This window comes from Phytomonospora endophytica (assembly GCF_014202425.1).
Lineage (GTDB): Bacteria > Actinomycetota > Actinomycetes > Mycobacteriales > Micromonosporaceae > Phytomonospora > Phytomonospora endophytica.
In genome coordinates this window covers 673,804-698,139 of the sequence record NZ_JACHGT010000001.1, presented here as the reverse complement: position 1 = coordinate 698,139, position 24,336 = coordinate 673,804, and the positions used below count along the sequence as shown (strand labels likewise).

At 72.3% G+C, this 24,336-nt stretch carries 19 protein-coding genes and 1 pseudogene; 4 read left to right on the top strand and 16 right to left on the bottom strand.

Annotation, left to right across the window (positions count from 1 at the left end):
* Nucleotides 1-395: 395 nt before the first annotated feature.
* The 6 genes from HNR73_RS02880 to HNR73_RS02860 form a co-directional block, all read right to left on the bottom strand.
* Nucleotides 396-767 carry an SCO2097 family morphological protein gene (locus tag HNR73_RS02880; protein ID WP_184785614.1) on the bottom strand — a complete coding sequence of 124 codons (372 nt, stop codon included), beginning with the start codon at nucleotides 765-767 and terminating at the stop codon, nucleotides 396-398.
* Between the two features lie 133 nt (nucleotides 768-900).
* Nucleotides 901-2,076 (bottom strand): DNA polymerase IV, encoded by a 1,176-nt coding sequence (gene dinB, locus HNR73_RS02875; RefSeq protein ID WP_373316603.1) that lies wholly within the window; start codon nucleotides 2,074-2,076, stop codon nucleotides 901-903.
* 9 nt (nucleotides 2,077-2,085) lie between these two features.
* Entirely contained in the window at nucleotides 2,086-3,264 is a 1,179-nt protein-coding gene (locus HNR73_RS02870) for an alkaline phosphatase family protein (RefSeq protein ID WP_184785613.1), read from the bottom strand.
* The gene (locus HNR73_RS39430) at nucleotides 3,261-4,016 is read right to left on the bottom strand and encodes a methyltransferase domain-containing protein (RefSeq protein WP_239122074.1); all 756 of its coding nucleotides are present in this window, start codon (nucleotides 4,014-4,016) and stop codon (nucleotides 3,261-3,263) included. The genes HNR73_RS02870 and HNR73_RS39430 overlap by 4 nt, the downstream gene beginning before the upstream one ends.
* An 82-nt stretch (nucleotides 4,017-4,098) precedes the next feature.
* Nucleotides 4,099-4,551 carry a hypothetical protein gene (locus tag HNR73_RS39425; protein WP_239122075.1) on the bottom strand — a complete coding sequence of 151 codons (453 nt, stop codon included), beginning with the start codon at nucleotides 4,549-4,551 and terminating at the stop codon, nucleotides 4,099-4,101.
* Nucleotides 4,552-4,629: 78 nt separating this feature from the next.
* Nucleotides 4,630-6,825, bottom strand: coding sequence for an MMPL family transporter (locus HNR73_RS02860; RefSeq protein ID WP_184785611.1), 2,196 nt, complete (start codon nucleotides 6,823-6,825; stop codon nucleotides 4,630-4,632).
* A 181-nt stretch (nucleotides 6,826-7,006) separates the two neighbouring features.
* On the opposite strand from HNR73_RS02860, the gene HNR73_RS02855 reads away from it, so the two are divergent.
* Nucleotides 7,007-8,314 carry a sensor histidine kinase gene (locus HNR73_RS02855; protein ID WP_203686063.1) on the top strand — a complete coding sequence of 436 codons (1,308 nt, stop codon included), beginning with the start codon at nucleotides 7,007-7,009 and terminating at the stop codon, nucleotides 8,312-8,314.
* On the opposite strand, the gene HNR73_RS02850 is transcribed toward HNR73_RS02855, so the two are convergent.
* Nucleotides 8,306-9,700, bottom strand: coding sequence for a peptidoglycan-binding domain-containing protein (locus HNR73_RS02850; RefSeq protein WP_184785610.1), 1,395 nt, complete (start codon nucleotides 9,698-9,700; stop codon nucleotides 8,306-8,308). The genes HNR73_RS02855 and HNR73_RS02850 overlap by 9 nt on opposite strands.
* A gap of 225 nt (nucleotides 9,701-9,925) precedes the next feature.
* Here HNR73_RS02850 and HNR73_RS02845 point away from each other — a divergent pair, with 225 nt between their 5' ends.
* Nucleotides 9,926-10,570, top strand: a complete 645-nt coding sequence (locus HNR73_RS02845) for a LuxR C-terminal-related transcriptional regulator (protein WP_184785609.1) — start codon at nucleotides 9,926-9,928, stop codon at nucleotides 10,568-10,570.
* Here HNR73_RS02845 and HNR73_RS02840 read toward each other — a convergent pair.
* Together HNR73_RS02840 and HNR73_RS39420 are read right to left on the bottom strand one after the other, a co-directional pair.
* Complete coding sequence (locus tag HNR73_RS02840; protein ID WP_239122076.1) at nucleotides 10,552-10,866, bottom strand: winged helix-turn-helix domain-containing protein; 315 nt, start codon at nucleotides 10,864-10,866, stop codon at nucleotides 10,552-10,554. The genes HNR73_RS02845 and HNR73_RS02840 overlap by 19 nt on opposite strands.
* Nucleotides 10,863-11,273 (bottom strand): hypothetical protein, encoded by a 411-nt coding sequence (locus HNR73_RS39420; RefSeq protein ID WP_239122077.1) that lies wholly within the window; start codon nucleotides 11,271-11,273, stop codon nucleotides 10,863-10,865. The genes HNR73_RS02840 and HNR73_RS39420 overlap by 4 nt, the downstream gene beginning before the upstream one ends.
* Before the next feature lie 152 nt (nucleotides 11,274-11,425).
* On the opposite strand from HNR73_RS39420, the gene HNR73_RS02835 reads away from it, so the two are divergent.
* The gene (locus HNR73_RS02835; RefSeq protein ID WP_184785607.1) at nucleotides 11,426-12,058 is read left to right on the top strand and encodes a TetR/AcrR family transcriptional regulator; all 633 of its coding nucleotides are present in this window, start codon (nucleotides 11,426-11,428) and stop codon (nucleotides 12,056-12,058) included.
* On the opposite strand, the gene HNR73_RS02830 is transcribed toward HNR73_RS02835, so the two are convergent.
* The 6 genes and pseudogenes from HNR73_RS02830 to HNR73_RS39415 form a co-directional block, all read right to left on the bottom strand.
* Nucleotides 12,045-12,890, bottom strand: a complete 846-nt coding sequence (locus tag HNR73_RS02830) for an alpha/beta hydrolase (RefSeq protein ID WP_184785606.1) — start codon at nucleotides 12,888-12,890, stop codon at nucleotides 12,045-12,047. The genes HNR73_RS02835 and HNR73_RS02830 overlap by 14 nt on opposite strands.
* Nucleotides 12,891-12,992: 102 nt before the next feature.
* A complete protein-coding gene (locus HNR73_RS02825; RefSeq protein ID WP_203686065.1) occupies nucleotides 12,993-13,535 on the bottom strand; it encodes a TetR/AcrR family transcriptional regulator in 543 nt (180 codons plus the stop codon).
* A gap of 260 nt (nucleotides 13,536-13,795) precedes the next feature.
* A pseudogene (locus tag HNR73_RS02820) lies at nucleotides 13,796-17,044 on the bottom strand (error-prone DNA polymerase); the annotation flags it as partial.
* A complete protein-coding gene (locus tag HNR73_RS02815) occupies nucleotides 17,028-18,422 on the bottom strand; it encodes a DNA polymerase Y family protein (protein ID WP_184785603.1) in 1,395 nt (464 codons plus the stop codon). The pseudogene HNR73_RS02820 and the gene HNR73_RS02815, both read right to left, overlap by 17 nt.
* Nucleotides 18,419-19,213 carry a DnaE2-dependent mutagenesis accessory factor ImuA' gene (gene imuA' / locus HNR73_RS02810; protein WP_184785602.1) on the bottom strand — a complete coding sequence of 265 codons (795 nt, stop codon included), beginning with the start codon at nucleotides 19,211-19,213 and terminating at the stop codon, nucleotides 18,419-18,421. The genes HNR73_RS02815 and imuA' overlap by 4 nt, the downstream gene beginning before the upstream one ends.
* Before the next feature lie 1,949 nt (nucleotides 19,214-21,162).
* Nucleotides 21,163-21,588 carry an SAV_6107 family HEPN domain-containing protein gene (locus HNR73_RS39415; protein ID WP_239122080.1) on the bottom strand — a complete coding sequence of 142 codons (426 nt, stop codon included), beginning with the start codon at nucleotides 21,586-21,588 and terminating at the stop codon, nucleotides 21,163-21,165.
* 582 nt (nucleotides 21,589-22,170) lie between these two features.
* On the opposite strand from HNR73_RS39415, the gene HNR73_RS02800 reads away from it, so the two are divergent.
* A complete protein-coding gene (locus tag HNR73_RS02800; RefSeq protein ID WP_184785600.1) occupies nucleotides 22,171-23,100 on the top strand; it encodes an NAD-dependent epimerase/dehydratase family protein in 930 nt (309 codons plus the stop codon).
* 52 nt (nucleotides 23,101-23,152) lie between these two features.
* On the opposite strand, the gene secF is transcribed toward HNR73_RS02800, so the two are convergent.
* Nucleotides 23,153-24,334: a protein translocase subunit SecF gene (gene secF / locus HNR73_RS02795; protein WP_184785599.1), complete on the bottom strand. Its 1,182-nt coding sequence runs from the start codon at nucleotides 24,332-24,334 to the stop codon at nucleotides 23,153-23,155.
* Between the last annotated feature and the right edge of the window lie 2 nt (nucleotides 24,335-24,336).

The window sequence follows — 24,336 nt, the reverse complement described above, 5'->3', positions numbered from 1 at the left end:
ACCGCCGCGCACAGGGGCACGCGGCGAAGAGACGCGAGACGACAGCGGGCCGCCCGGGTGGGGACCTGGGCGGCCTGGGCGTCGGGGGTGTTCCACCGATGGCAGCGGCTGCGCGGAACCGTCATGGCCGGGCGTTGCCCGGGTGCGTGTCGAGTCAGCCGTATGTGCAAGGGACCCACGCCGTGCCGGTGCTGTTCAGGACGTACCAGGGCCGGGCTTCGCCGAGCAGGTGGAAGGGCTCGACTCCTGAGCCGGAGGCGGGGTGTGCGGCCGCGCACCGTCGTTGATCCGATCGGTCCCTCACGGTCGGTGGGAACCACGGCGCCGACCCACCGCCAGAAACCGCGAGGCCCGCGGAACCCACCGGTTCGCTGAGCCTCACCACTCCCCTGGCCTCACCGCAGTCCGCGGCGGCGCCACTTCTCCTCAAGACGGTCGGCGAGGGATCCCCGGCGCGAGGTCCTTCGGGACGCGGTCCCGCCGACGGAGCGCAGGCGGCCCTTGCGGTTGCGGCGTGGGGGGCGCAGGACGAACAGTGCGCCGAACATGACCACGGCGCCGGCGACGCCCAGGGGGATCAACCGGTTGACGGCGCCCAGGACGAGCAGGGCGAGTCCGGCCAGCACGATGAGGCCTGCGACGACGAGTCGGCGTTTGGCGTGATGACGTGGGTCGCTTGCGCGGACCGCGGAGGCGAATTTGGGGTCGTCGGCGAGCGACCGCTCGATCTCCTCGAACAATCGCTGCTCATGCTCGGAAAGCGGCACGGCACTCCTCCCCGGTTGCGACGTCGGCCATCCGACAGGGAACGTTGGAGCGTAGGCACCTTGTTGGGGTGTCTACACGCCAGTCTACGGTCGGTCACACGCATCCGGTACCCGGATGTCAATGCGACTTTACCTAGTGATCGCCCGCCGCGGGGTCTAGCAGGCTAGCTGGTCGGACAACCTTCGCCCCGAAACGCTCCCGGAGGCTGTCGACGGTCTGCTCGGCGTCCCGCCAACCGTGTTCGCGTTCACCCAGCGCGGGCTGCCTGGCGACCCGTCCGGTCTCGACGAGTCCTTCCAGCCGGACCCCGATGAGCCGCAGCGCGGCACCGCCCGAATGCTCCGTCAGCAGGGCGTTGGCGAGGGTGAACAACTCGCGGGCGACGTCGGTGGGGGTGTGCAGGGTCCGGCTGCGAGTGATGGTGCGGAAGTCGTCGAAGCGGATCTTGACGGTCACGGTGCGGCCGACGTACCCGGCGCGTCTGGCGCGCGAGCCGACCTTGTTCGACAGCTCCAGCAGCGCCCGGCGCAGGACGTCGGGGTCGGACACGTCGGTGTCGAAGGTCGTCTCGGCGCCGACCGACTTCTCCTCGCGCGTCACATTCACCGTGCGCGGGTCACGGCCGGAGGCCAGCTCGTGCAGGTGCAGCGCGGCGGCCTGCCCCACGGCGGCCCGCAGGCGAGCGACGGGCAGCGCGGCCACGTCGCCGACGGTGTGCAGCCCGAGCCTGGCCAGCGACGAGGCCGTCTTCTCCCCGACACCCCACAGGTCAGAGACGGGCAGGGGGTGAAGGAAGGCGAGCACTCCGTCGGGCTCGATGACCAGCAGCCCGTCCGGTTTGGCCTTCGTGGAGGCGAGCTTGGCCATGAACTTCGTGGGCGCGACGCCGACGGTGCAGGTGATGTCGTGTTCGGCGAAGATACGCTCGCGGATGCCCTCGGCGATCTCGCGGGGCTCGCCGAACAGCCGCCGGGCGCCCCGGACGTCGAGGAAGGCCTCGTCCACCGAGAGCGGCTCGACCAGCGGCGTGACGTCCCGGAAGATCGCCATCACCGAGTCCGAGACGCGCTTGTACTCGGTGAAGTCCGGCGACAGGAACACCCCGCGCGGGCAGCGGCGCCGGGCCATCGCCATGGGCAGCGCGCTGTGCACGCCGTAGGCGCGGGCCGGGTAGTTCGCGGCGCTGACGACTCCCCGGGCGCCCAGACCGCCGACGATGACGGGCCGGCCGCGCAGCTCGGGGCGGCGCGCGACTTCGCACGAGGCGAAGAAGGCGTCCATGTCGACGTGCAGGATCCCGCTGGTCACCTGCGCAATCTAGCCCGGGGGTGTGACGGTTCCGCGCAAGGTCAGCAGGGGGATCTCCATCTCGGCGGCGGTGATCGAGCCGTGGTAGGCGCGCAGCAGCGAGGTGGCCTCCATGTCGGCCTCGGGCACGTTGAGGATCACGTTGCGCCCGGTGCAGACCGCGATGAGGTCCCCGAGGCGGGCGGCGTTACCGGGCGGCACGGGCCCGAACCAGCCGGTGTCGATCGCTTCCTCACGGGTCAGCACGAGCGCGCGGTCGCCGAGGACGGCGCGCCAGGTGTCGCCGACGTCACCGGCGGAGCCCGGCAGGGTGTGGACGTAGCGGACGCGCGGCTCGCCGGTGATCAACCGGACTCCCCGGCGCATCTCGGGGTGCGCGGTGATGTCGACGCGGGCCTCGTCGGGCACGTCGATCATGCCGTGGTCCGCGGTGACGATGAGGGCGGTGTCGGCGGGCAGCCCGTCGGCGAGCATGGTCAGCAGCCGGTCGACGCGGGCGACGGCCGAGCGCCACTGCGGGGAGTCGACACCGTGGTAGTGGCCGTTGGCGTCGACGTCGGGGATGTACCCGTAGACGAAGGACCGGTCGCCCTCGGCGAGGGCCTCGCGCATCCCGGCGGCGATCTCGTCGGGCCCCGACGCGCCCCGGTAGCGGGCGCCGCGGAAGGCCGAGGTGGTCAGGCCGGAACCGTCGTACTCGGGCCGGCTGACGACCGTGACCGCCACGCCGTCGGCCGCCGCGCGCTGGAAGCGCGTGTCCAGGGGCTGCCAGAGCATGGGATCGGGGTCGCCGTTCCAGCGGATGTGGTTGAGGACGCGCTCGGTGTCGGGGATGTTGAGGGTGAAACCGACGACGCCGTGCGCGCCCGGGGGCATGCCCGTGCCCAGCGTGACGAGGCTGACGGGCGTGGTCGACGGGAAGCCGGCGGTCAGCGGGCGCAGCGCACCGATGCGGCCGGAGGTGAAGTCGGCGAGCGTCGGCGCGACGGCCGAGGCGTACTTCAGCAGCCGGTAGCCGAGGCCGTCGACGAGCAGCACGGCGATCCGCCGCACGCCGGAGAGTGGCCCTTCGCCGAGGCCGAGGGCGTCGGGGTTGCCGGGGACACCGAGGACGGCCAGGGCCGACGGGAGGATGTCGGCGAGGCTTCCCGTCCCGTACCTGGGCGGGAAGGTGTCGAGCTCGGTCATGCGCCGTCCCCGGTGGGCAGCGGCCGGCGGGCGAAGATGTGCAGCTGGCTGGCGATGTCGCGGTAGGGCAGGCGGGCGGCGGTGGCCAGTTCGAAGTCGCGCAGGGCGTCGGCGGTGGCGCCTTCGGTGTCGGAGCCGCCGGGCACGAGGTCGGCGATGACGCGAACCCCGTGGACCTGTTCGACGACCAGACCCGACTGCTCGACCAGCGCGGTGATCCCGCTGAGTTCGAAGCGGCGGGAGAGAGTGTCGCGGTTGCCCGCGCGCCCGTCGGCGTCGGTCAGGATCTCCTGGGCGAGCCGCAGGTGCCCGCCGAGGGCGCGGGCGAGGACGGCGGCGGCGCGGTTGGCGACGAGGACGCTGACGGCTCCCCCGGGCCGCAGGACCGACGCGACCGAACCCATGGCCTTGTCGGGCGCCTCGACCATTTCCAGGACGTTGTGGCAGAGCACGAGGTGCGCCGAGGACGGCTCGATCACGTCGGCGAGCGCGTCGGCGTCGCCCTGGACGGCCTGGATGCGCTCGGCGACACCGGCCTCGGTGGCGCGGCGGGTGAGCCCGGCCAGTGCGTTGGGGCTGGTGTCGACGACGGTGACCGCGTGGCCGGCCTCGGCGAGGGGGACGGCCATGCCGCCGGTGCCGCCGCCGACGTCGACGATGGTCAGGGGTTCGTCGTGCGCGGCGAGTTCTGCGTCGAGCACCGACCAGACGACCACGTTGCGCGGGGTTGTGTGCGCGAGGATGCGGTGCACTTGGCTCCCTTTCGGCGATGCGGCTGCTGCTGGGCAGCTTATCCGCTCACCGGTCGCCGGGGTCTCGTCGCGCGCTGCGTCGTCAGGCTTCGCGGTCGGCGGCGAGCCAGCCCTCCACCTGCAGTTCGACGTCGGTGAAGAACTCGTCGAGTTCGGCGTCGCTGAGGCGTTCTTCGCGCAGGATCGCCACGGCCAGGGAGATCTGCGGGGTGATGACCTCTTCGAAGCCGAGTTCGGGGTCGAGGTCGGCTTCGCCGAGGGCGACGCGGACGAGTTCCTCGGCGATGTCGGCCGACATGGAGCCCGGGTCGTGGCTGGCGGCGCGGACGTCGGCGACGAAGTGGACGATGTCGGCGCGGGTGTAGCCGGGCGGGAAGCGTCGCTGGACGGCCTGCCCGAAGACGGCGAAGACGTGGCGGACGGAGCCGGCCCAGCCGTCCCCGTCGAGTCTCTTGGTGGCGGCGTCGATGCCATCGCTGTCGCCGCCGATGGCGGCGCGGAAGAGCGCGGTGACGGCGTTGGGCGCAGTTGTCATCGCCCTACTTTGGCAGGTTCGCGTGACGTGCCGACCGCGGCCCGGTGCCCGGGCCGCGGTCGGCGTGTGGAGCGGGGGTCAGCGGCCCGCTCCGGCGAGGGCCTCGACGCGCTCGGGCGCGGCCGGGGTCCCGGGGGTGAAGCGGCCGAGCCGCGAGGGCCACCAGTTGGCCCGGCCGAGCAGGGTCATGATCGACGGGAGCAGGAAGATCCGGATGACGGTGGCGTCGATCAGGATGGCCACCGACAGTCCGACGCCGATCTGCTTCATCTCCAGCATGCTCAGGGTCGCGAAGACCCCGAACACGGCGACCATGACGATGGCCGCGCTGGTGACGACGCCGGCGGTGCGGGTGATGCCGTAGGCGACGGCGTCGCGGGTGTTCATGCCCTGCTTGACGGCCTCGCGGATGCGGCTGACCACGAAGACGTGGTAGTCCATCGAGAGGCCGAAGAGGATCACGAACAGGAACAGCGGGATCCAGGTGACCACGTGCCCGTTGGAGTTGAAGTCGAGCAGGTTCTCCGCCCAGGTCTTCTGGAACACCAGGACCAGGACGCCGAAGGCGGCCGCGGCGGAGACGAGGTTGAGGGCGGCGGTGACCAGCGCGACGACGATGGACTTGAAGGCCACGGCCATCATCAGGAAGGTCAGCAGGACGACGAAGCCGATGACGAGGGGCAGCGCACGCCGCTGGTGCTCGACGTAGTCGATGTCGCCGGCGATGCCGCCGCCGACGGCGACGTCGGCTCCGGCGATCTTCCCGACCGTGGCGGGCACGAGCTCGTCGCGCAGTGTGTGGAGGGAGTCCTCCGCACCGGTGGTTCCGGTGCTGAAGGGGACGGGGAGGGCCATGACGGTCACGGTCCGGTCGCCCGAGACCTCCAGGTCCGGTTCGGCCGCGGGCGCGAACAGTTCGCCACCGGCGGCCCTGGTGTTGAGGTCGGTGAGGGCGTCGGCGACCGCTTCGGCGCTGGCGGCGTCGGCCTTGACCGCGATCCAGTGCGTGTTGCCCTCGCTGGGGAAGGCCGTGGTGAGCCGCTCGTAGGCCTGGATGGTGGGCATGTCGGGCGGGAAGTCCTCCAGCTCGCTGTTCTTGGGCTGCATGTCCAGCGCGAAGAAGGCGAGGGCGGCCATCGCGGCCAGGGCGAGCACGAGGGTCGTCTTGGGCGCGCGCAGGGCGGGTTTGAGGAGGGTGGGCCACAGGCGGGGCTGGTGGTCGGCGTTGTAGGCGCGGTTGGTGAGGCGCCAGATGAAGGGGACGCGGGGACGGTCCACGGCGCGGCCGAGCTTCGAGAGGACGGCCGGGAGCACGGTCAGCGAGCCGAGCATGGCGACCGCGACGACGATGATCGCGCCGGAACCGAGGCCGTTGAAGACCGGGTCGCCGGCCAGGTACAGGCCGCCCATGGAGACCATGACGGCGAGGCCGGAGACGATGACCGAGCGGCCGGAGGTCTCGGCGGCGATGGCGACGGCGTCGAGGTGGGCGCGGCCTTTGGCGCGTTCCTCGCGTTCGCGCTTGAGGTAGAACAGTGAGTAGTCGACGCCGACGGCCATGCCGACCAGCAGGATCACGTGCATCACGGTGCCCGGGTCGGGGAAGACCTGGGAGGCGACGGCCCACAGGCCCATCGCCGACATGACGGCCGACAGCGCGAGCAGCAGCGGCACGCCGGCGGCGATGATGGCGCCGAAGGCGAGGAGCAGGATGCCGAGGGTCAGCGGGAGGCTGATCATGCCGGCTTTGCCGAGGTCGCTGTCGACGAGGTCGTTGATGCCCTTGTCGATGGACGAGCCGCCGATGAGTTCGACGCGCAGGTCGCTGTTCTGGGCGGCGACGGCGGCGATGTCGGGGTCGAGGAGGGGCAGGGTCTCCTCTCCGTCGACGTCCTCGCCGAAGGTGATGGGCACGAGCACGCCCTCACCGACCGGGGAGGGCACGGGGGCGCCGACTTCGGCGACCTCGGGGTGGGCGTCGATGCGGGCGGCGACGTCCTCGGCCGCGGCGGTGGCCTGTTGGGCGTCCCAGCCTCCCGCGAGCGGTGTGATCAGTACGTTGTCGGTGTCGGGGTCGGGGAAGTCGCCCGACTCCGTAATCTGGTCGGCGTGCTGGGACTCGCCGACGCCGTTCTCCGAACCGGTGGCCTGCCTGGTCTCCATCACGCTGCCGAGGGCGAACGTGGCGGCCACGAAGACCAGCCACAGTCCGACCGCCCAGCCCGGGTGCCGTGCGCTCCACTGCGCCATGCGCGTGGTCACGGACCTGCTCATCGTATTGCTCCCCTCCGACCGTCCCCAGTGGACGAAACTCCGGTGTCGCGCCCAAGACTCGCCGGGGAACAGGGACGCGCCACTGGGCTCAGGCGCCCTATCGCCCGGGGCTCAGGCGCCCGAACACCAGGGGGGCTAGGCCCACCGCCGCCGGTGACGCCTGACGGGAACAATGAACGATGTGAAGACCGACCCGATCCCCGAAGACCGCGTCCGCACGGCCGGCCGGCTTGAGCTGCTGGGCATGTCGTTCATGCTCACGTTCACCTCGATCGGCGGCATCGTGCTGGCGATCTTCGTGATCGTGTCGCTCGGCCTGGTGACGGCGTGGGTGGGCCTGCCCCTCCTGCTGGCCCTGGCGCTGTTCACCCGCAACTTCACCGACCTGCACCGGCTGTGGATCGGCAACCGCCTCGGCATCCGCATCGAGCGCCCCTACCTGCGCGACCCCGACCGGGGCCTGCACGCCCGCGTCTTCGCCGCCCTGAAGGACCCCGCCACCTGGCGCGACCACGCGTGGCTGTGGGTCAACGGGACCGCCGGGATCTGCCTGATGATCATCAACTGGACCCTGTTCGTCGCCGCGCTCGGCGCGCTGACGATGCCCGTGTGGTGGAACGCGCTGCCCGACAACGCCGCCGTGGAGATGTTCGGGATCACCGGCCTGCTGGAGGTGCACGACACCACCTCCGCGGCCGTCTACGGCATCCCGATGGGCCTGCTCTACCTCGGGCTGTGGTTCTGGCTCAGCCCGAAGATCATGCGCTCCTACGGGCTGCTCTCCTCCTCCCTGCTCGGCCCGACGACCGAGACGCGCCTCGCCGACCGCGTCCGCGTGCTGACCGTCTCGCGCGCCGAGACCGTCGACACGCAGGCCGCCGAGATCCGCCGCATCGAACGCGACCTGCACGACGGCGCCCAGGCCCGCCTGGTGGCGCTCGGCATGAGCCTCGGCATGGCCGAGGAGATGATGGAGCGCGACCCGAAGACCGCCGCGAAACTCCTCGCCGAGGCCCGCGACAACAGCGTCGAGGCCCTGGTCGAACTGCGCAACCTCGTCCGCGGCATCCACCCGCCGCTGCTGGCCGACCGCGGCCTCGACGGGGCCGTGCGCGCGCTGGCGCTCAACCACTCCGGCGAGGTGGAGGTCGACATCAGCCTCAGCGGCCGGCCGCCGCAGCCGGTGGAGTCGGCGGCCTACTTCGCGATCGCCGAGCTGCTGACCAACTCCACGAAGCACGGCCACGCCGAACGCGCCTGGGTGCGGGTGATGTACGTGCGCGGCGAGCTGGCGATCCTGGTCGGCGACAACGGACCGGGCGGGGCCGCGATCACGCCCGGCGGCGGTCTCGACGGTGTCGCCAAGCGCCTGTCGGCCTTCGACGGGACGCTGTCGGTGAAGAGCCCGGCGGGCGGGCCGACGATCGTGACCATCGAGATCCCCTGCGACCTGGACGTCGACCTGCTGCCGCCGCGCGGCTCAGAGTAGGTGCCAGGGCTGCTTCGGCGGGTCGCCGAGGTCTTTGATCACGTCGGTGCTCGGCGCGCCGGGCACGCCCGGCAGGGCGTCGGCCTTGAAGGCGGCGAAGAAGGCCTTGCAGCCGAAGGGGTTCTTCGCGGTGTCGATGTTGGGCCGCTCGGGACGGCTTCCCGGCGGTGTCGACGTGGCCCGGTGCGGTCCGTTGGGGGCGTCGCGCACGGCCGCGCCCTGAGCGTCGGTGTCGCCCAGCGGCCCCGGCACGAAGCCGCCGAAGCCGTCGACGACGGTGGTGCCGGGAGCGGCACCCGCGGGGAAGCCGTTGGCGTCGAGGAGGAAGTCGCCGACCTTGCCGCGGCAGTCGGCCAGGTCGGCGCCGGTGAGGTGACTGCGGGCGGGCGTGAGGCGCCGGACGTTGCCGAGCAGGCGCCCGACGACCAGCTGCCAGGAGCGCAGGAAGTCCGTCCAGTGCTCCATCTCCCCGGCGAGCAGCTTCCCGGTGAGCGCGGGGTCGATGACCTTGCGGACGTCGAGCAGGTCTGGCAGCGGGCCGGTGTCGCAGCCCGAGGCGTCGCCCGGGCGCCCCACGAAGAAGCGCTTGCCGTCGGTGAAGGTGCCGGTGCCGATGAACAGCTCCACCGGCGGCACCGGCGGCGCCCAGTCGGCGACGCACTTCTTGCACGATCCACCGGTGTCCACGGCCGTCACCGCCACCGGGGGAAACGTGAACTCCTTACCGCCGTTGACGCGGTGGGCGGCCAGCGGAGGCGCGCCCGGCTTGCCGACGGCCGAGGCGATCGCGTTCGGGGACATGAGGTTCACCGTCGGCGTCCCGATCCCGGGCGGCAGGTCGGTGCCCGGGTCGACGGTGCCTCCCGGCGGGCACGGCGCCGGTCCTTTGCCGCCACCGCCCTTCCCCTTCTTCCCGGCGAGCACGTCGAGTTTCCCGAGGGTCTGGTGGCCGATCACGCCGTCGGGCGCGGGCAGCTCGTGCTTCTCCTGGAAGCCGCGCACGACGTCACGGGTCTCGCCGCCGAAGACGCCGTCCATGCTCCCGTCGGGCTTGGTGGACCGGGGCATGCCGAAACCGTCGGAGACCAGGACGCCCTGGATTCGGCCCACCGGGTCACCGCGCTCCCCCGAGCGCATCGGCGGGCTGTTGTCGAAGGCCGCTTCCAGGCGGGGTTCGCCGGCGAAGTCGGGTGAGGTGAGGGATGCGGCCTTCTCCTCGGCGGTGAGGCGCTGGACGGGGGCTTCGGCGCGTTCGTGTTCCTCCGGTGAGCAGTCGCAGTCGGGCTTCGCCGGGCCGCAGCGCTGGAGGGCGCGGGTCACCGCGCGGTTCCCGGCGGTGCGCTGGAGGACGAGCAGGCGCGCGAAGGGCCCGGCGTCACCGCTCACAGCGGTGCGCGCCGGTATCACCGGGGGCCGCCGGACCGGGCCTCGCGGGCTCCGCGTCACCCCTCCAGTCTCGGCTCGCGCCCGGGTTGGCCGACGGTCCGTTCGGGCGGTCGTCCATGCCCCGCACCTCGCCCGTTCGGGCAGGCGGCTAAGGCCCGTACAGGCGTGCGCGGGGAGTGGATACGCTTCGGTCGTTAAGCGTTGACACCGACCGATGGAGTCTTTGTGCGAGCGGTACTGGCCGAGGACCACGCCCTGCTGCGGGACGGACTGATCCGTCTCCTGTCGGCCCACGACATCGAGGTCGTCGACGCCGTCGACAACGGCCCCTCACTGCAGCAGTCGCTGCTCACGCACCGGCCCGACGTCGCCGTCGTCGACGTGCGGCTGCCCCCGACGTTCACCGACGAGGGCGTGCGCGCGGCCATCGAGGCGCGACAGCAGATCCCCGGCCTGCCCGTGCTGGTGCTGTCCCAGTACGTCGAGCAGCTCTACGCGCGCGAGCTGATGTCGGACCGCACCGGCGGCGTCGGCTACCTGCTCAAGGACCGCGTGTCGAACATCGCGACCTTCATCGACGCCGTCCACCGCGTCGCCTCCGGCGGCACGGTCATGGACCCCGAGGTCGTCGCGCAGCTGCTGAGCGGCCGAGGCCAGCACGCGATGGACGCGCTCACCGCCCGCGAGCGCGAGGTGCTGGGGCTGATGGCGGAGGGCCGGTCGAACGCGTCGATCGCGGCGAGCCTGTTCATCACCGAGAAGGCCGTCGGCAAGCACACCGCGAACATCTTCCGCAAGCTCGACCTGCCGCAGTCGGAGGACGACAACCGGCGGGTCCTGGCCGTACTGGCCTACCTCAACGGCGGCTGAGACACGCGGCCGACGATCTCGTCGAGGGTGGCCAGGTAGGTCGCGAAGGCCTCGCGCCCGAGCGGCGTGAGCGCGTACCAGGTCCGCGGCCGTCTGCCCTCGTGGCCTTTGGTGACCGTGACGTATCCGGCCTCTTCGAGGTTGACGATGTGCTTGGACAGCAGCGAGTCGCTGACCTCGACGGTGTCCCGCAGGAGCCCGAAATGGACGCGCTCGGCGGCGTCGAGCGCGGCCATGATCGACAGTCGCACGGGAGTGTGGATCACCTCGTCGAGGCGATGGCGCGGGTGACTCACCGGCGGCCCACCCGCCAGGCGGCGTAGAGGAACGGCAGCGCCGGCAGCACGCCCGTCAGGACGATCCAGACCGACAGGCCCGGGGGCAGCAGCAGGTTGTTGACGGCGATGGTGACCAGGGCCAGTCCGACGCTGATCCACACGGCCTTCTCCTCCAGCCGGGCCGCCTCGCGCGGCACCGCGCGCATCCGCCATCGGATGAGCAGCAGGATCCCGGCCGTCACCGCCAGCCACGGCAGGACGAACACGTCGACTTCGTCGGGCCAGGCCGCCATGGCGACGTAGTAGACGGTGAGGCTGACGGCGGTGACGAGGCCCGCGGCCACGTGCCACCAGCGCAGGGAGCGGATGCGGCGGCGGACTCGGGCGACTTCGGCGAGGGCCTCGCGGGCGGGCAGGTCTGTCATGGGAATTCCTTTCGCCACAAGGAATGTAGCAACTACTTGAAGCCTGTTCAAGTACTTGAGCCCGGGACGACGGGTACCCTACCGGGAACACTCCCGTGGGCACGACCGTTCGTTCACTAGGCTTGACCCATCCCTTGGAAAGGAGGCCGGTCGTGGACACCCCATCGGCGGACGGACGCGTCGAGCGCGGCAACCAGACCCGCCGCCTGGTCCTGCGCCACACCGCCGACCTCGCCTCCGTCGAGGGCCTCAGCGGCCTGACCATCGGCCGGCTGGCGAGCGAGCTGTCGCTGTCGAAGAGCGGCGTCTTCGCGCTCTTCGGCTCCAAGGAGGAGCTCCAGCTCGCGACCGTCCGCGCCGCCCGGCGGATCTTCCTCGACCACATCGCCGTGCCCGCGATGGAGTTCGACGACGGGCTGCCGCGCCTGCGCTCGCTGTGCGAGAACTGGCTCGCCTACTCGCGCACGCGGGTGTTCCCCGGCGGCTGTTTCTTCTTCGCCGTGGCCGCCGAGTTCGACTCCCGGCCGGGTCCCGTGCGCGACGCGATCGTCGCCGCCCGCATCGAGTGGACCGACTTCGTCGAGGCGACCGTGGGGGCCGCGATCGCCAAGGGCGAGCTGCCCGCCGACCCGGACGGCCCGCAGGTGGCCTTCGAGCTCATCGCGATCATGGAGGGCGCCAACGGCGACTCCCTGCTGCGCGACGCGAACGACCCGCGTCCCTATGAATGGGCGACGCGGGCCATCACGCGGATACTGGGGCGGCGCGGGGCTAGCCCTCGATGAATCCCAGCACCGTGTCGACCACCGCCGGGTCGGTCACGATCTTGTTGTGCCCCAGGCCGTTGGTGACGATCAGCCTCACCTGCTCGCCGTAGGCGGCCGCGACCCGCCGGGACTGCTCGACGGAGACCATCGCGTCGCCGTCGTCGTGGATCAGCAGGATCGGGAGCGCGACCTCCTCGGGCCGGTAGGTCGCCGAGAAGCGCCGCCAGATCTCCGGGCGCCCCGGGAAGAGGTCCTCCTCGATCCGCCGGCGCAACTCCCCCGACACCGTCTCCCGCAGCCGCAGCGCCCCGGAGAACGTGTCGAGCAGGTAACCGAACTCGCCGACCCCGCTGATGCCGACGAGGCGGCCGGCCTTCACCTCGTCGCGCAGCGCGAAGAAGGACGCTGCGAGCCCGAAGGAGTGCGCCATCACCGCCTCGAAGGGGCCGTGCTCGGCGTGCAGGCGGCGGATGATGTCGCGGTACTCCAGGATCGTCGTGCTGCGGCCGCTCGACTCGCCGTGCCCGGGCGCGTCGAAGGAGATCGGGCTGTATCCGCGGGCGAGCAGGCCCGGAACGAAGGGCGCGACGCGAGAACCCCGCGACCACCAGCCGTGCACGAACAGGACCGGGCGCGCACCGTCGCCCCATCGGTAGGTGCGCACGGTCTTGCCTTCGACGGTCATCGTCGAGGTGCGGGCCTCGGCGATCCGCTCGGTCTCGCCCTCCCGGAGCCGCCCGCGGCGCAGCGGCCTGCTGAACAGCGCGAAGGCGCCCCGCCCGGCGAGGCGGCGGCTGGCGAGGGACGTGGTGTTCAAGGTGCCCCCGACGAGGGCGATGGCGAGGCTCATGGGGTCTCCTTGGTGCACGGGGTGGTTCCTTCGCCGAAATATTAGCACGATCGTTCGTGTAGTTTTTCGGCTCGATTCCCCGCGCACCAAGGATCCGGCCGCTCAGCGCGGCCGCAGCCCGTCGAAGACGATCGTCAGGACACGCTCCTGTAGCGCGTCGTCCCACCCCACCGAGAGCGCCGCCTGGCAGGTGCCCAGGAGCACCGCGAGGACCTCCGGCGGCCCGATGTCGTCACGTACTCCCCCGAAGCGCTGCGCGCGCGAGAGCAGCGCCTCGATCGCCTGTCGCCAGGCGTTGACGGGATTCGCCGAATCGAGGTCGGCGGCGGCGTCGCCGAGCAGGTCGACGATCGCCTTCTTCCCCGCGGCCTGCTCGACCATCCCGGCGAAGAAGGCGAAGAACGCCTCCTGCGGTTCGCCTTCGGCGAGCAGCGTCTGGGTCTGTTCGGCCAGGCGCAGAACGCTGGCGGTCACGATGGCCTTGAGCAGGTCCTCCTTGGTCGGGAAATGCCGGAAGACCGTGCCGATCCCGACTCCGGCGAGCCGGGCGACCTCCTCGGTGGAGGCTCCGGATCCTTTGGCGGTGAACACTTCTTCGGCTGCGGCCAGGATCCTGGCGCGGTTGCGGCGTGCGTCGGCTCGCATCGGTCTGTCGTCGGGACCGGGCGGGTACTGGGCCCGCCCGGGCGGCGCTACCGGTGTCATGGGGCCTCCAGGAGGGGGCAGGAGGTGGTTTGTCGGTCGTGGACACTCGGTCGGCCTCACAGTTTCGCCAGCGTGCGCGCTCGCCCACAATGCAGGATCCGACAGCGTTCAGCCCCGCGATGACCGTTGACAAGCCCCTCAACTGCGGTGACACCTGGTAGTCGTACCTATATGACGCACATCGGACAGCACTCGAACGGCTACTGGAAGTCGCGGGACGGTCCCGGCCGCAGCGGCAGATCGAGTGGTTCGAGGAGGTCGGCGACGAGGTTGATCACCACTCCGGGCGGCCGTGCGTCGTCCTCGGCGCCATGGGTGATCTTCTTCTCGACCATCCCGCGCACGATCACGCCCACGGCGGTCCGCGCGAGTTTGCGCTGCCGCCGCCACAACCCGGCGGAGCAGACCACGTTGAGGATCCCCGTCTCGTCCTCAAGGCTCAGGAAGGTGACCCCGCCCGCCGTCGGCGGGCGCTGGCGGTGGGTGATGAGTCCCGCGACCCGCACGCGGATCCGGTCACCGGCCTCGGCGAGGTCGGCGACGCGCAGGACGCCCGCCTCGTCGAGGGTCGCGCGCACGAACTCCACCGGATGCGACTGCGGGGAGACGCCCGTCGCCCAGAAGTCGGCCCCGGCGAGCTCGACCTGGCTCATCGGCGGGAGCGGGGGCGCGGTGAGACCGGTGGCGGTGCCGGGGAGGGTGCCGGGGCGTTCGCGGGCCGCCGCACCGGCCGCCCACAGGGCTTCGCGCCGACTGAGACCGAAGCAGGCGAAGGCGTCGGCGACGGCGAGGTTCTCCAGTTGCGCGGTGGTCAGGCCCGCGCGGCGGGCCAGGTCGGTCATGCCGGTGTAGGGCCGGCCCTCCTCGACGCGTTCGGCGGTGGCGGTGCTGATCGCGCGGACCGAGGACAGGCCGAGGCGGATCGCGGGCTGGGGAACGGGCCGGGCGGTGATCTCGGTGAGTCGCGCGCAGGGGTCGAGGCTCAGGTCGGCGACGGGCTGCTCGCCGGTGTCGGGCAGGTCTTCGAGGACGGCGTCGGCTCCGCTGAGGTTGAGGTCCGGGCGCAGCACGGTGATGCCGTGCCTGCGGGCGTCGGCGATGAGGGTGTTGGGGCTGTAGAAGCCCATCGGCTGCGAGTTGAGCAGGGCCGCGGTGAAGGCCGCCGGGAAGTGCCGTTTGAGCCAGGCGCTGGCGTAGACGAGGTAGGCGAAGCTGATCGCGTGGCTCTCGGGGAAACCGAAGTCGGCGAAGGCGTGCAGCTGCTGGAAGATCTCGTCGGCCTGCGCCCCGACGACGCCGTTGCGCTCCATCCCCGCGTACAGCCGGGCCTTGAGCGCCTGCATGCGCTCCTCCGAGCGCTTCGAGCCCATCGCCCGGCGCAGGGCGTCGGCCTCGCGGGCGTCGAAGTCGGCGATGTCGATGGCCATCTGCATCAGCTGCTCCTGGAACAGCGGCACACCGCAGGTCTTCTCCAGGGTCGCGAGCAGCTTCTTCGGGACCTTGTGCCGCCACGGTTCCCCCGCGCGGCGGGCCAGGTACGGGTGCACCGAGCCGCCCTGGATCGGGCCCGGGCGGATCAGCGCGACCTCGATGGCCAGGTCGTAGAAGTTCTCCGGGCGCAGGCGCGGCAGGGTCGACATCTGCGCCCGCGACTCGACCTGGAACACGCCGACGGTGTCGGCCTCGCACAGCATCGCCATCGTCGCCGGGTCGTCCTTGGGCAGCAGCGCCAGGTCGATGTGGACACCGTGGTGGCGCTCGACCAGCTCGACGGCCTTGCTCAGGGCGGTGAGCATGCCCAGGCCGAGCAGGTCGAACTTCACCAGGCCCGCGCTGGCGCAGTCGTCCTTGTCCCACTGGAGGACCGTGCGGTCGGGCATCGTGGCCGGCTCCACCGGGCACACCTGCGCGATCGGCCGGTCGCAGATGACCATCCCACCGGGGTGGATGCCCAGGTGGCGTGGGAAACGGCCGATGTCGTCGGCGAGCGCGGTGACGTCGGCGGGGATCTCGTCGACCTCGGAGTCGGTGACGCGTTTGCCGCGGTCGAGCTGCTTGCTCCACCCTTCGGCGCGTTCGGCGGTGTGGCCGAGGGCCTTGGCGACGTCGCGGACGGCCGAGCGGGGGCGGTAGGAGATGACGTTGGCGACCATGGCGGCGTGGCCGCGGCCGTACTTGCGGTAGACGTACTGGATGACCTCTTCGCGGCGGTCGGAGGCGATGTCGAGGTCGATGTCGGGGTGGCCGTCGCGGTCGGGCGACAGGAAGCGCTCGAAGAGGAGGTCGTACTTGACGGCGTCGACCTTGGTGATGCCCAGGGCGTAGCAGACCGCCGAGTTCGCCGCCGATCCCCTGCCCTGGCAGAGGATCCCGTTGTCGCGGCAGAACTTGGCGATGTCGTCGACGATGAGGAAGTAGCCGGGGAAGCCGAGTTCGTCGATGACGGCGAGTTCGGTCTCCAGCTGTTTGTAGGCGCCTTCGACGGCGGGTGAGCCGGGCGGGCCGTAGTACTCGCGGGCGCCTTGCAGGACGCGGGTGGCCAGCCAGGACATCTCGGTGTGGCCTTCGGGGGCGAAGAGCGGCAGGCGGGGCGCGATCAGGTCCAGGTCGAAGGCGCACGCGGCGGCGAACTCCGCGGCCCGTTCGACGGCGCCGGGGTGGTCGGCGAAGCGCGCGTACATCTCCCGGGCGCCGCGCAGGTGCGCGCCCGCGGCGGCGGGCAGGTGACCGTCGAGGGAGTCGAGAGGGCTGCGCGCGCGGATGGAGGCGAGGGTCGCGGCGACGGGCTGGCGGGAGGGGTGGGCGTAGTGGACGTTGTTGGTCGCGACTGTGGCGACCTGGAGGTTCGCGGCGATCCGGGCGAGCGCGTCGACGCGTTCGTCGTCGTCGGGCAGGTCGTGGTCGGTGAGTTCGACGGCGACGTTGCCGCGTCCGAAGAGGGCGGTGAGCCGGTCCAGTTCCCGCGTCGCCCCGCCGGTGCCGCCGCTGGCCAGGGCCGAGGGGAGGAAGCCCTTGCGGCAGCCGGTGAGGACCAGCCAGTCGCCGCCGGCCTCCCCCGCCAGGGCCTCCAGGTCGTAGACCGGGCGGCCTTTCGCGCCCCCGATCGACTCCTCATAGGCGGCGGCGATCGCGGCCGACAGGCGCGCGTAGCCCTCCGGGTTGCGGGCCAGGACGAGCAGGTGCCGCCCCGCCGGGTCGGCCACACCGGTCTGGCGCGACGGCAGCTCGAAGCTGAGCTCGGCCCCGAACACCGTCGGCAGGCCGCGCTCACGGGCCGCCTCGGCGAACTGGACGACGCCGTAGAAACCGTCGTGGTCGGTGACGGCCAGACCGGTCAGGCCCAGCCGGATCGCCTCGTCGACCAGCTCGGCGGGCGAGCTGGCCCCGTCGAGGAAGCTGAAGTACGAGTGGCAGTGGAGTTCGGCGTAGCGGTCAGTCATAGCTGGCCTCCATCCACCACGAACCCGACTCGACGCGCACCAGCAGCGCCCGCCCGTCGGACAGGCCCAGCTGGAGACGGGCGTAGCGGCGGGCGTCGGACCGCCACCAGCGTTCGGCGACCGGCCACGGGCCCGCCCACGTCGTCACCTCGACCGGTTCCCCGCGGCCGATCCGCACCCGCCTCGGCGCGGCCGTCAGCAGGCAGCGGCCGGTCACGCCGACCGCCGCGCCGTCGGCGTCGAGCAGCTCGACCGGCAGCGGCTCGGCCAGCACCACCGCCGGGTTCGGCGCCGGGAGGCTGCCCGGCCACGGCTCGCCGGAGGTGTCCGGCTCGCCGTCGGTGGTGTCCCAGGGGACGCGGCGGGTCCGCTCGCGCTGCCCGCGCCCGCCGCCGGGTTCGGCGGTGACGACCGCGTCGGGACCGAGGATGCCCTGGACGTGCGTGAGTGCCCGGTGCGCGCGGTCGCGTCCCTCCCCCGCCTCCCCCCACAGGCCGGTCTGGGTGCCGGAGTAGGGGATCACGTCGTCGGGCATGAGCGTGATCCGCACGATCCCGCCGGTGGGGCGGGCGCCGCCGTCGCCGGTTGAGCCGCCGGTGAGCCAGCCGTCGAGCTGCCAGCGGACCCGGTCGGCGACCGCGGCGGCCGAGAGGATCCCGTCGTGGCGCCAGGTGCGGGTCAGCTGCTCGCCGCCCTCGGTCGTGGCCTGCACGATGAGGCGCGTGCAGGCCAGGCCGTAGGCGGCGAGGCGGCGCTGCAACTGCTCGGCGAGCGCGCGGCCGGTGAAGGCGGCGGCGTCGACGCGGTCGATGGGCGGGTCGCATTCGGCGTCGACGGTCAGCTCCGGCGGGGGCTTGCGCGTCACCGTCGGCCGCGGCGGCTCCCCCGCGGCAAGCCGGTGCACGTAGGCGGCGTCGAAACCGAAGCGGTCGAGGACGTCGGCGGCGGGCAGCGAGGCGAAGGCGCCGAGCGTGTAGACACCCAGCCGCCGCAGCAGGGCGACGAGCTCCGGCCGTCCCGACGCGGCGACGTCCACGTCGGACAGGAAGACCGCGTCGCCGCCGGGCGGGACGATCACGCCCGCGCGGGCGGCGAGCCAGCCCGCGAAGAGGCCGTCGGCGATGCCGACCTGGCACTCCCGCAGGCTCGCCGCGGCCGCCGACGCTTCGTCGTACTCCCCGGCGAGCGCGACCACCGCGTCGATGAGCTGTTCGGCGGCGGCCTCCTCCCCGCCGTAGAAGCGCGCGGGGCCGCGCGCCGGGCACGCCGCCAGGCCGGGGCGGAGGATCTCCACCCCGGGGGTCGCCTCGTCGAGCGCGGCGGCGACGCGCTCGAAGCTCTCGTCGGCGGGCCAATGCGGACACCACAACACCATCGACCGAGTCACCGTCCGGTCTCCCTTCTCATCAGCGAGACCACCCGCGCCATGTCCTCGGCCGGGCCGAAGCCGGGAACGCGCATGGTCGCGCGCACCGGCCGGCCCCGCACCCGGGAGGAGACGACGAGGTCCCGCTCCCTCAACCGTCCACGCCCGGAGCCCAAACCGCGCCACTCGCCGCCGACGACGCGGAGGACGACGTCGGCGCCCGCCAGCCGGTCGGGGTCGGCGCCGTAGGGGACGAGGACGGCCTTGTGCTTGCGGGCGCGCGCCGACAACCGCCGCGACATCTGCGGGGTGAGGCCCTGCGGGACGTGGACGGCGACGACGTCGAGCCCGTCGAGGAGGGCCGCGGTGACCTCCGGCCACTTCGCGCCGGGATCGGGCACCAAGGGCAGGCGCGACGCGTCGACGCCCGCCTCGGCGATCGCCAGGGCGGAGAGCTCGCCCCCACCCCCGACGATCCCGCACCACGATCCGGCCGCCGAAGGGCCCGCGAGCAACGCGAGGAGGAGGGTCGTCATGCCCGGCGCGGCCCCCGCCGCGACACCGACGACGGCCCCCCGCCGCAGCCCGCCCCACGGCAGGAGGCCGCCCAGCCCGTCGACGACGGGGAGGGCGGAACCGTCGGTGGTGTCCGGCGCGGGGAGCTCACTGGCCCTGCGTAGGGGGACGGTGGCCAGGGGGCCCGTAGTGGTGGGGATGGGGGTTGGGGCGGACGCCGGGCGGGACGGCGACGGGGTGGCCGGGGCGGTGGGGCGACGGTGGAGGGGGGTGACGGTTTCCGGCCAGGAGCCCATGCCCGTGTCCGCGTGCGGACGCACAACGCGAAGGCCCGGGCGGAGGGGTGGGGTGGGGGTGGGACGGGATGCGTTGGTGGCGGAGGGTTCGGTGGCGGACCGGGCGACCGGGGCTCCGGGCGCGGGATGGCTCCACCTGGCGGGCGTTCCCGCCGCAGGCTGGTTTCGATCGGCCTGGCTGCCGGTCCCCGGCTGTCTCCGAGCGACGGTGACCCAGCCGGGAGGTGGGGTGGCGTGCCCTGCCCCGGGTGCGTCTTCACCGACGCCTGCGGAGGCGGCGGGGCCGGCGGGCATGGCGGGCATGGCGGATGGTTCGGCGGTGGAACCGCAGGACGCTCGCGAAAGGGCCGCCGCCACCCTCTCGACGTCCCCACCGCTTTCGAACGCGACGGGGTCCTCGACGGAGGCGAGAGACGAAAGCCCGTTGCCCGAAGACGGTTCCACGGCGAGATCGCCCGACTTCGCGGCGTGCACCGGCCAGGCGCCACCCGGACGCAGACCGTCGTGCCCAGACCGGGAAGCCTCAGCCGGCTCGGCGGCGGCTTCCGAGCGGCTGTCGAACGCGGAAGCCTCGGAAGGCGGCCTCGGCGCGAACGCTGACGAAACGGCGACGGCCGCCCCCGAAAGACGCTCGGCGCCTCGGCCCCCGGACACCGGCGGCAAACGATGGCAGGCGGCGAACTGAACACCGGCGGGTTCCGGCGGCAAACGACGGCCGGGCTGAGCCGTGCCCGCGCTGTTCGCCGGGTCGGTGCGGGCGGTGAGGGCGGCGTAGGCGGTGAGGTCGGAGGTCGCCGGGTGATGGCGTGTGGGTGTGGCGAGGGGCGGGACGGGTGTCCCGGGTTCCTCGCGTTCTTCGACCACGGACAAAGCAACCACCGAACTTGGCGTGACCCCCGTCAGCTGACATCACCGGCGACGGCCGCCGCCTCCCCATCCGGGCGGCTTGCTACCGCCCGGCCGTCTCGTCGCGGCGGGTGCCACCGGCGGGGGTGCCGGGTGTCGTCGTCGCGTTAGTGCTCGTGTCTCACGTCGTGGGGCGGGCGCGGCCCCATCCACCGCGTCGCCCTCGACCTGGAGGCCGGATGCCGGACCCGCCGACGGGGGTGCCCGGGGCCGTCCGCGTCACCTCGACTCCCACGACGGGAGGCTCGGTGAACCACCGGCCCGAAGCGGACCAGCCGCGCGTGGCGGACTTCCACCTCGCCCCGGTCTGGAGACGCGAACGCGCCGCCACGATGCTCCGGGGACGTCGGTCCGTGACCTGTGGGCGCGCCTTCGTGCGGGCGGTCGTGCGACTCCGCTCGGGACGGTCCGGCGGGATCGCCGGACCAGCCGCGGTGGTGGACTCCCCACCGCCCGTCGGGCAGGCGCCGTGCGGTTCGGGAGGGAGCGGCGGAACCGCCGCTGTTCCAGCCGATGACTCACCGAACATCGCCCCGCCTCGTGGAACCCGACGACCGAGTGACTGCCGGGGCCGCGAACGCGACGCCGGCGGGAAGTCGCCGTGCCGGACCGCACGCCGGAACCCGCACGAGCGGTCATCACGCCTCCCGACGCGGGCCGAGTCGCGAGCCGCGCTGGCCGCCGTGTCCCGGCGCCGGAACATCGCGGCGACGGGAACCGGCCCGGGCACGCGTCGCCGAAGGCGAGCCCCGGGCGCGCTGCCGGACCGTCGGGCCGCGCCATGCCCGCCGCGCCCCAGCGGAGCCCGCGGGGACGCGGTCTCGATGGGGGCGTGGCCGTCCGCGTGCAGCCGTGCGGCGCGGAACCCGCGAGGGCGCCGTCGCGATGCGGTCTCCTTGGCGCGTTGCCCCACGGAGTCCGCGGGGCCCACGAGGTCGCGATCACGCGCACCGGTGCCGCCCCCGCGATCGAAGTCACCGCCATCGCCTCCGCGACCCCGCCCCCACCGGCCAGGATTCGGTGGAGGCGGGGTGGCGCGGCGCTCACGCCTTGCGGAGGCCGAGGACTTCCGCGACGACCACGGCGAAGCGGTCGGCGTCGCGGACGAGGTCGTTGGCCTCCCGGTCGGTGACGACGTGGGCGACGCCGGCTTGGGCGGCGGCGCGTTTGAGGGCGGTGTGCGAGAAGTAGTCCGCCCATTCTCTGAGTTCGGGGGCCACCGTGGCCAGCAGCTCCCACACGTTCTGGGGCCGGCTGCGGCGGCGTGGGGCCGGGCGGGCTCGGGCGGCGAGGACCGCGGCGGCGGCGCGCAGGGCGGCCAGGTGCGCCGTGGCGTACCGGAGCCCATCGTGGGGCTCGTCCACCGCGTCGCTGATGCCCCGCCGGGCAAGGATCAGCAGCTCAAGGGGCGACCGTTGCGGTAGGGAATGAGCGGGCACGGCCAACTCGGTGTGCGGACTGGTGTTGATGTACGCGTCCGGGCGGTGCGTGACGGCTGTCTTCAACGGAAGATCCCCCTGTCTGAGGCTGGTGATGGATGACAGGTGTGTAGGACCGGTGAGCCGACGACACGAAGGGCACCCGGACAGGTGCGCCCCTCGCCCGTGGAGGCGACCGGCAAGGTGAAGTGCGCTGGCGAGCCGCGGCCGGATGCAACGCTTCCCCGGGGTTGTCTCTCCCCCGCTACATCCGGCCGCAGCGGGCCGCCGCGCAGGCGTGACCGCGGCCGACGAGCCACCGCTGGGTGAAGGACCCGATCCGCCGGGGGTCGGTGGGAGGCGGACCAGATCCATCGGTGCGGTGGCCGGCCGGCGAAGCGGCACACTCGGTACGGCTCGCCAACTGGTGGAGCATTCCCCCGGGCCTCGGCCCGCGACAGCTTCTTCCCGGGAGGTGTTCGAACCGTTGTTCGAACACCTTGATAGTAAACCCCGGGTCCGACAGAACCGCAAGGGACACGCGAACATTCGTTCGAAGTTTTTTCGAACGCGGCGGCGGCCCCCGACAGGGCCCGTGGGCTGCGGCGAAGGCGCCCGATAGGCTCACCGTCCATGCGTGTCCTCGTCACAGGCGGAGCCGGTTATGTCGGCTCGACCCTCGTCCCGATGCTCCTCGCCCAAGGCCACCGGGTGCGTGTCCTCGACTCCCTCCGCTACGGCGGCCACGGCCTGCTCGCCGCCGCCACCGACGAACGCTTCGACTTCGTCCAGGGCGACATCTGCGACGAGGAGGCCGTCACGGCGGCCGTCGACGGCGTCGACGCGATCGTCCATCTCGCGGCGATCGTCGGCTACCCGGCCTGCAAGAAGGACCCCCGGCTCGCCACCCGCGTCAACGTCGAGGGCACCCACACCCTCCTGCGGGCCCGCCGCCCCGACCAGAAGCTCCTCTACGCCTCCACCGGCAGCATCTACGGCCGCGTCCCGGACTACCTGTGCCACGAGGGCACGCCCCGGGCGCCGATCACGCTCTACGGCGAGACGAAGGCCGCCGCCGAGACCGCGATCCTCGACGCCGGCAACGCCGTCGCCTTCCGCTACGCGACCGCCTTCGGCGTGTCCCCGCGCATGCGCCTCGACCTGCTCCCCAACGAGTTCGCCTACCAGGCCGTCGCCAACCGCAGCCTCATCGTCTACGAGCGCGGCTTCAAGCGCACCTTCCTGCACGTGTCCGACCTCGCCCGCTCCATGGTGTGGGCCCTCGACCGCTGGGACGACGTCGTCGACGAGGCCTACAACGTCGGCAGCGAGGACATGAACCTCACCAAGGAAGACCTGGCCCGCCGCCTCCTCGACCACGTCGACTACTACCTGCACTTCGCCGAGGTCGGCACCGACGCCGACATGCGCGACTACGAGGTCTCCTACGCCAAGATCCGCGCGAAGGGCTTCACCCCGCGCGTGAGCGTCGACGCGGGCCTCGCCGAGCTCGTCCGGGGCGTGCGGCTCATCGACTTCCGCAACCCCTACGGCAACGTCTGAGAACGCGCGAAGGCCCCCTCCGTGGACGGAGGGGGCCTTTAACGCGTACTCGTCAGGGCTTGCGGGGCCGGCGCTTCCGCGAGTCGGGACGCGCGCCCGGCCGGGGCGCCGCACCGGCCGTGCGGGACGTTCCGTTGCGCGAACCGGAGCCCGCCATGACCTCGCCGTCGCCGTCCTCGATGTCGCCGTCCGGCTCCTCGGCGGCCACCTCGACGGCGACCTCGCTCGCGGCGGCCTTGCGCTCGGCCGCACGGCGCTTCTCGTGCACCTTGCGGTCGTGCTCCCGGACGCGCGGCTCAAGGTACTTGAGGTCGACCAGGCTCGGCGTCGCCAGGAAGATCGACGAGTAGGCACCGGTCAGCATGCCGACGAACAGCACGAGCGCCAGGTCCTTCAAGGTGCCGACGCCGAGGATGCCCACGCCGACGAACAGCAGACCGGCCACCGGCAGCAGACCGATGATCGACGTGTTGATCGACCGCATGAGGGTCTCGTTGAGGGCCTTGTTGGCCGCTTCGGCGTAGGAGGACTTGAACTCGCCGAGCAGTCCCCTGGTGTTCTCCTGAACCCGGTCGAACACCACGACGGTGTCGTAGAGCGAATAACCCAGGATCGTCAGGAGGCCGACCACCGTTCCCGGTGTCACCTCGAATCCGACGATGGAGAACACGCCCGCGGTGAGCAGGACGTCGTGCGCGAGGGCGATGAGGGCCGCGATGGCCATCTTGCGCTCGAACCGCAGCCACAGGTACCCGGCGACGAACACCAGGAAGACGCCGAGGGCGATGAGGGCCTGGCGGCTGACGCTCTTGCCCCACGAGGAGCTGACCTCGGAGACGGTGATCTCGCCCGCGTCGACCCCGAGGGTCTCGGCCAGGGCGGCGCGCGCCTCCTGGCTCTCGGCGTCGTCGAGCGGACCGGTCTTGATGACGTACTTCGCGTCGGCGCCCGTACCCGCCGTCTGCGAGGACGCGACCTCGGCACCGGTGCCGGCGATCGACTCCTCGGCCTCCGTCAGCGAGACGCCCTCGACGGTGTGCACGGTGAACTGGTTGCCACCGGCGAACTCGACGCCCAGGTTGAAGCCCCGGATCGCCATGCTGGCCACGATGATGACCAGCAGGACCGCCGAGATGACGTACCAGGTCTTGCGGCGGCCGACGATGTTGAAGTGCGTGTCGCCGCGGTAGAGCTTCCTGAAGACGCTGACGCGGGGGGTGCCTTTGTCCGACATGA

Excerpts from the sequence above, each read along its gene's own strand:
- HNR73_RS02870 (WP_184785613.1), bottom strand. The coding sequence starts at position 3,264 with ATGACCGAGCTCGACACCTTCCCGCCCAGGTACGGGACGGGAAGCCTC.
- HNR73_RS39425 (WP_239122075.1), bottom strand. The coding sequence starts at position 4,551 with ATGACAACTGCGCCCAACGCCGTCACCGCGCTCTTCCGCGCCGCCATC.
- HNR73_RS02860 (WP_184785611.1), bottom strand. The coding sequence starts at position 6,825 with ATGAGCAGGTCCGTGACCACGCGCATGGCGCAGTGGAGCGCACGGCAC.
- HNR73_RS39420 (WP_239122077.1), bottom strand. The coding sequence starts at position 11,273 with ATGACAGACCTGCCCGCCCGCGAGGCCCTCGCCGAAGTCGCCCGAGTC.
- HNR73_RS02830 (WP_184785606.1), bottom strand. The coding sequence starts at position 12,890 with ATGAGCCTCGCCATCGCCCTCGTCGGGGGCACCTTGAACACCACGTCC.
- HNR73_RS02825 (WP_203686065.1), bottom strand. The coding sequence starts at position 13,535 with ATGCGAGCCGACGCACGCCGCAACCGCGCCAGGATCCTGGCCGCAGCC.
- imuA' (WP_184785602.1), bottom strand. The coding sequence starts at position 19,213 with ATGGGCTCCTGGCCGGAAACCGTCACCCCCCTCCACCGTCGCCCCACC.
- HNR73_RS02800 (WP_184785600.1), top strand. The coding sequence starts at position 22,171 with ATGCGTGTCCTCGTCACAGGCGGAGCCGGTTATGTCGGCTCGACCCTC.
- secF (WP_184785599.1), bottom strand. The coding sequence starts at position 24,334 with ATGTCGGACAAAGGCACCCCCCGCGTCAGCGTCTTCAGGAAGCTCTAC.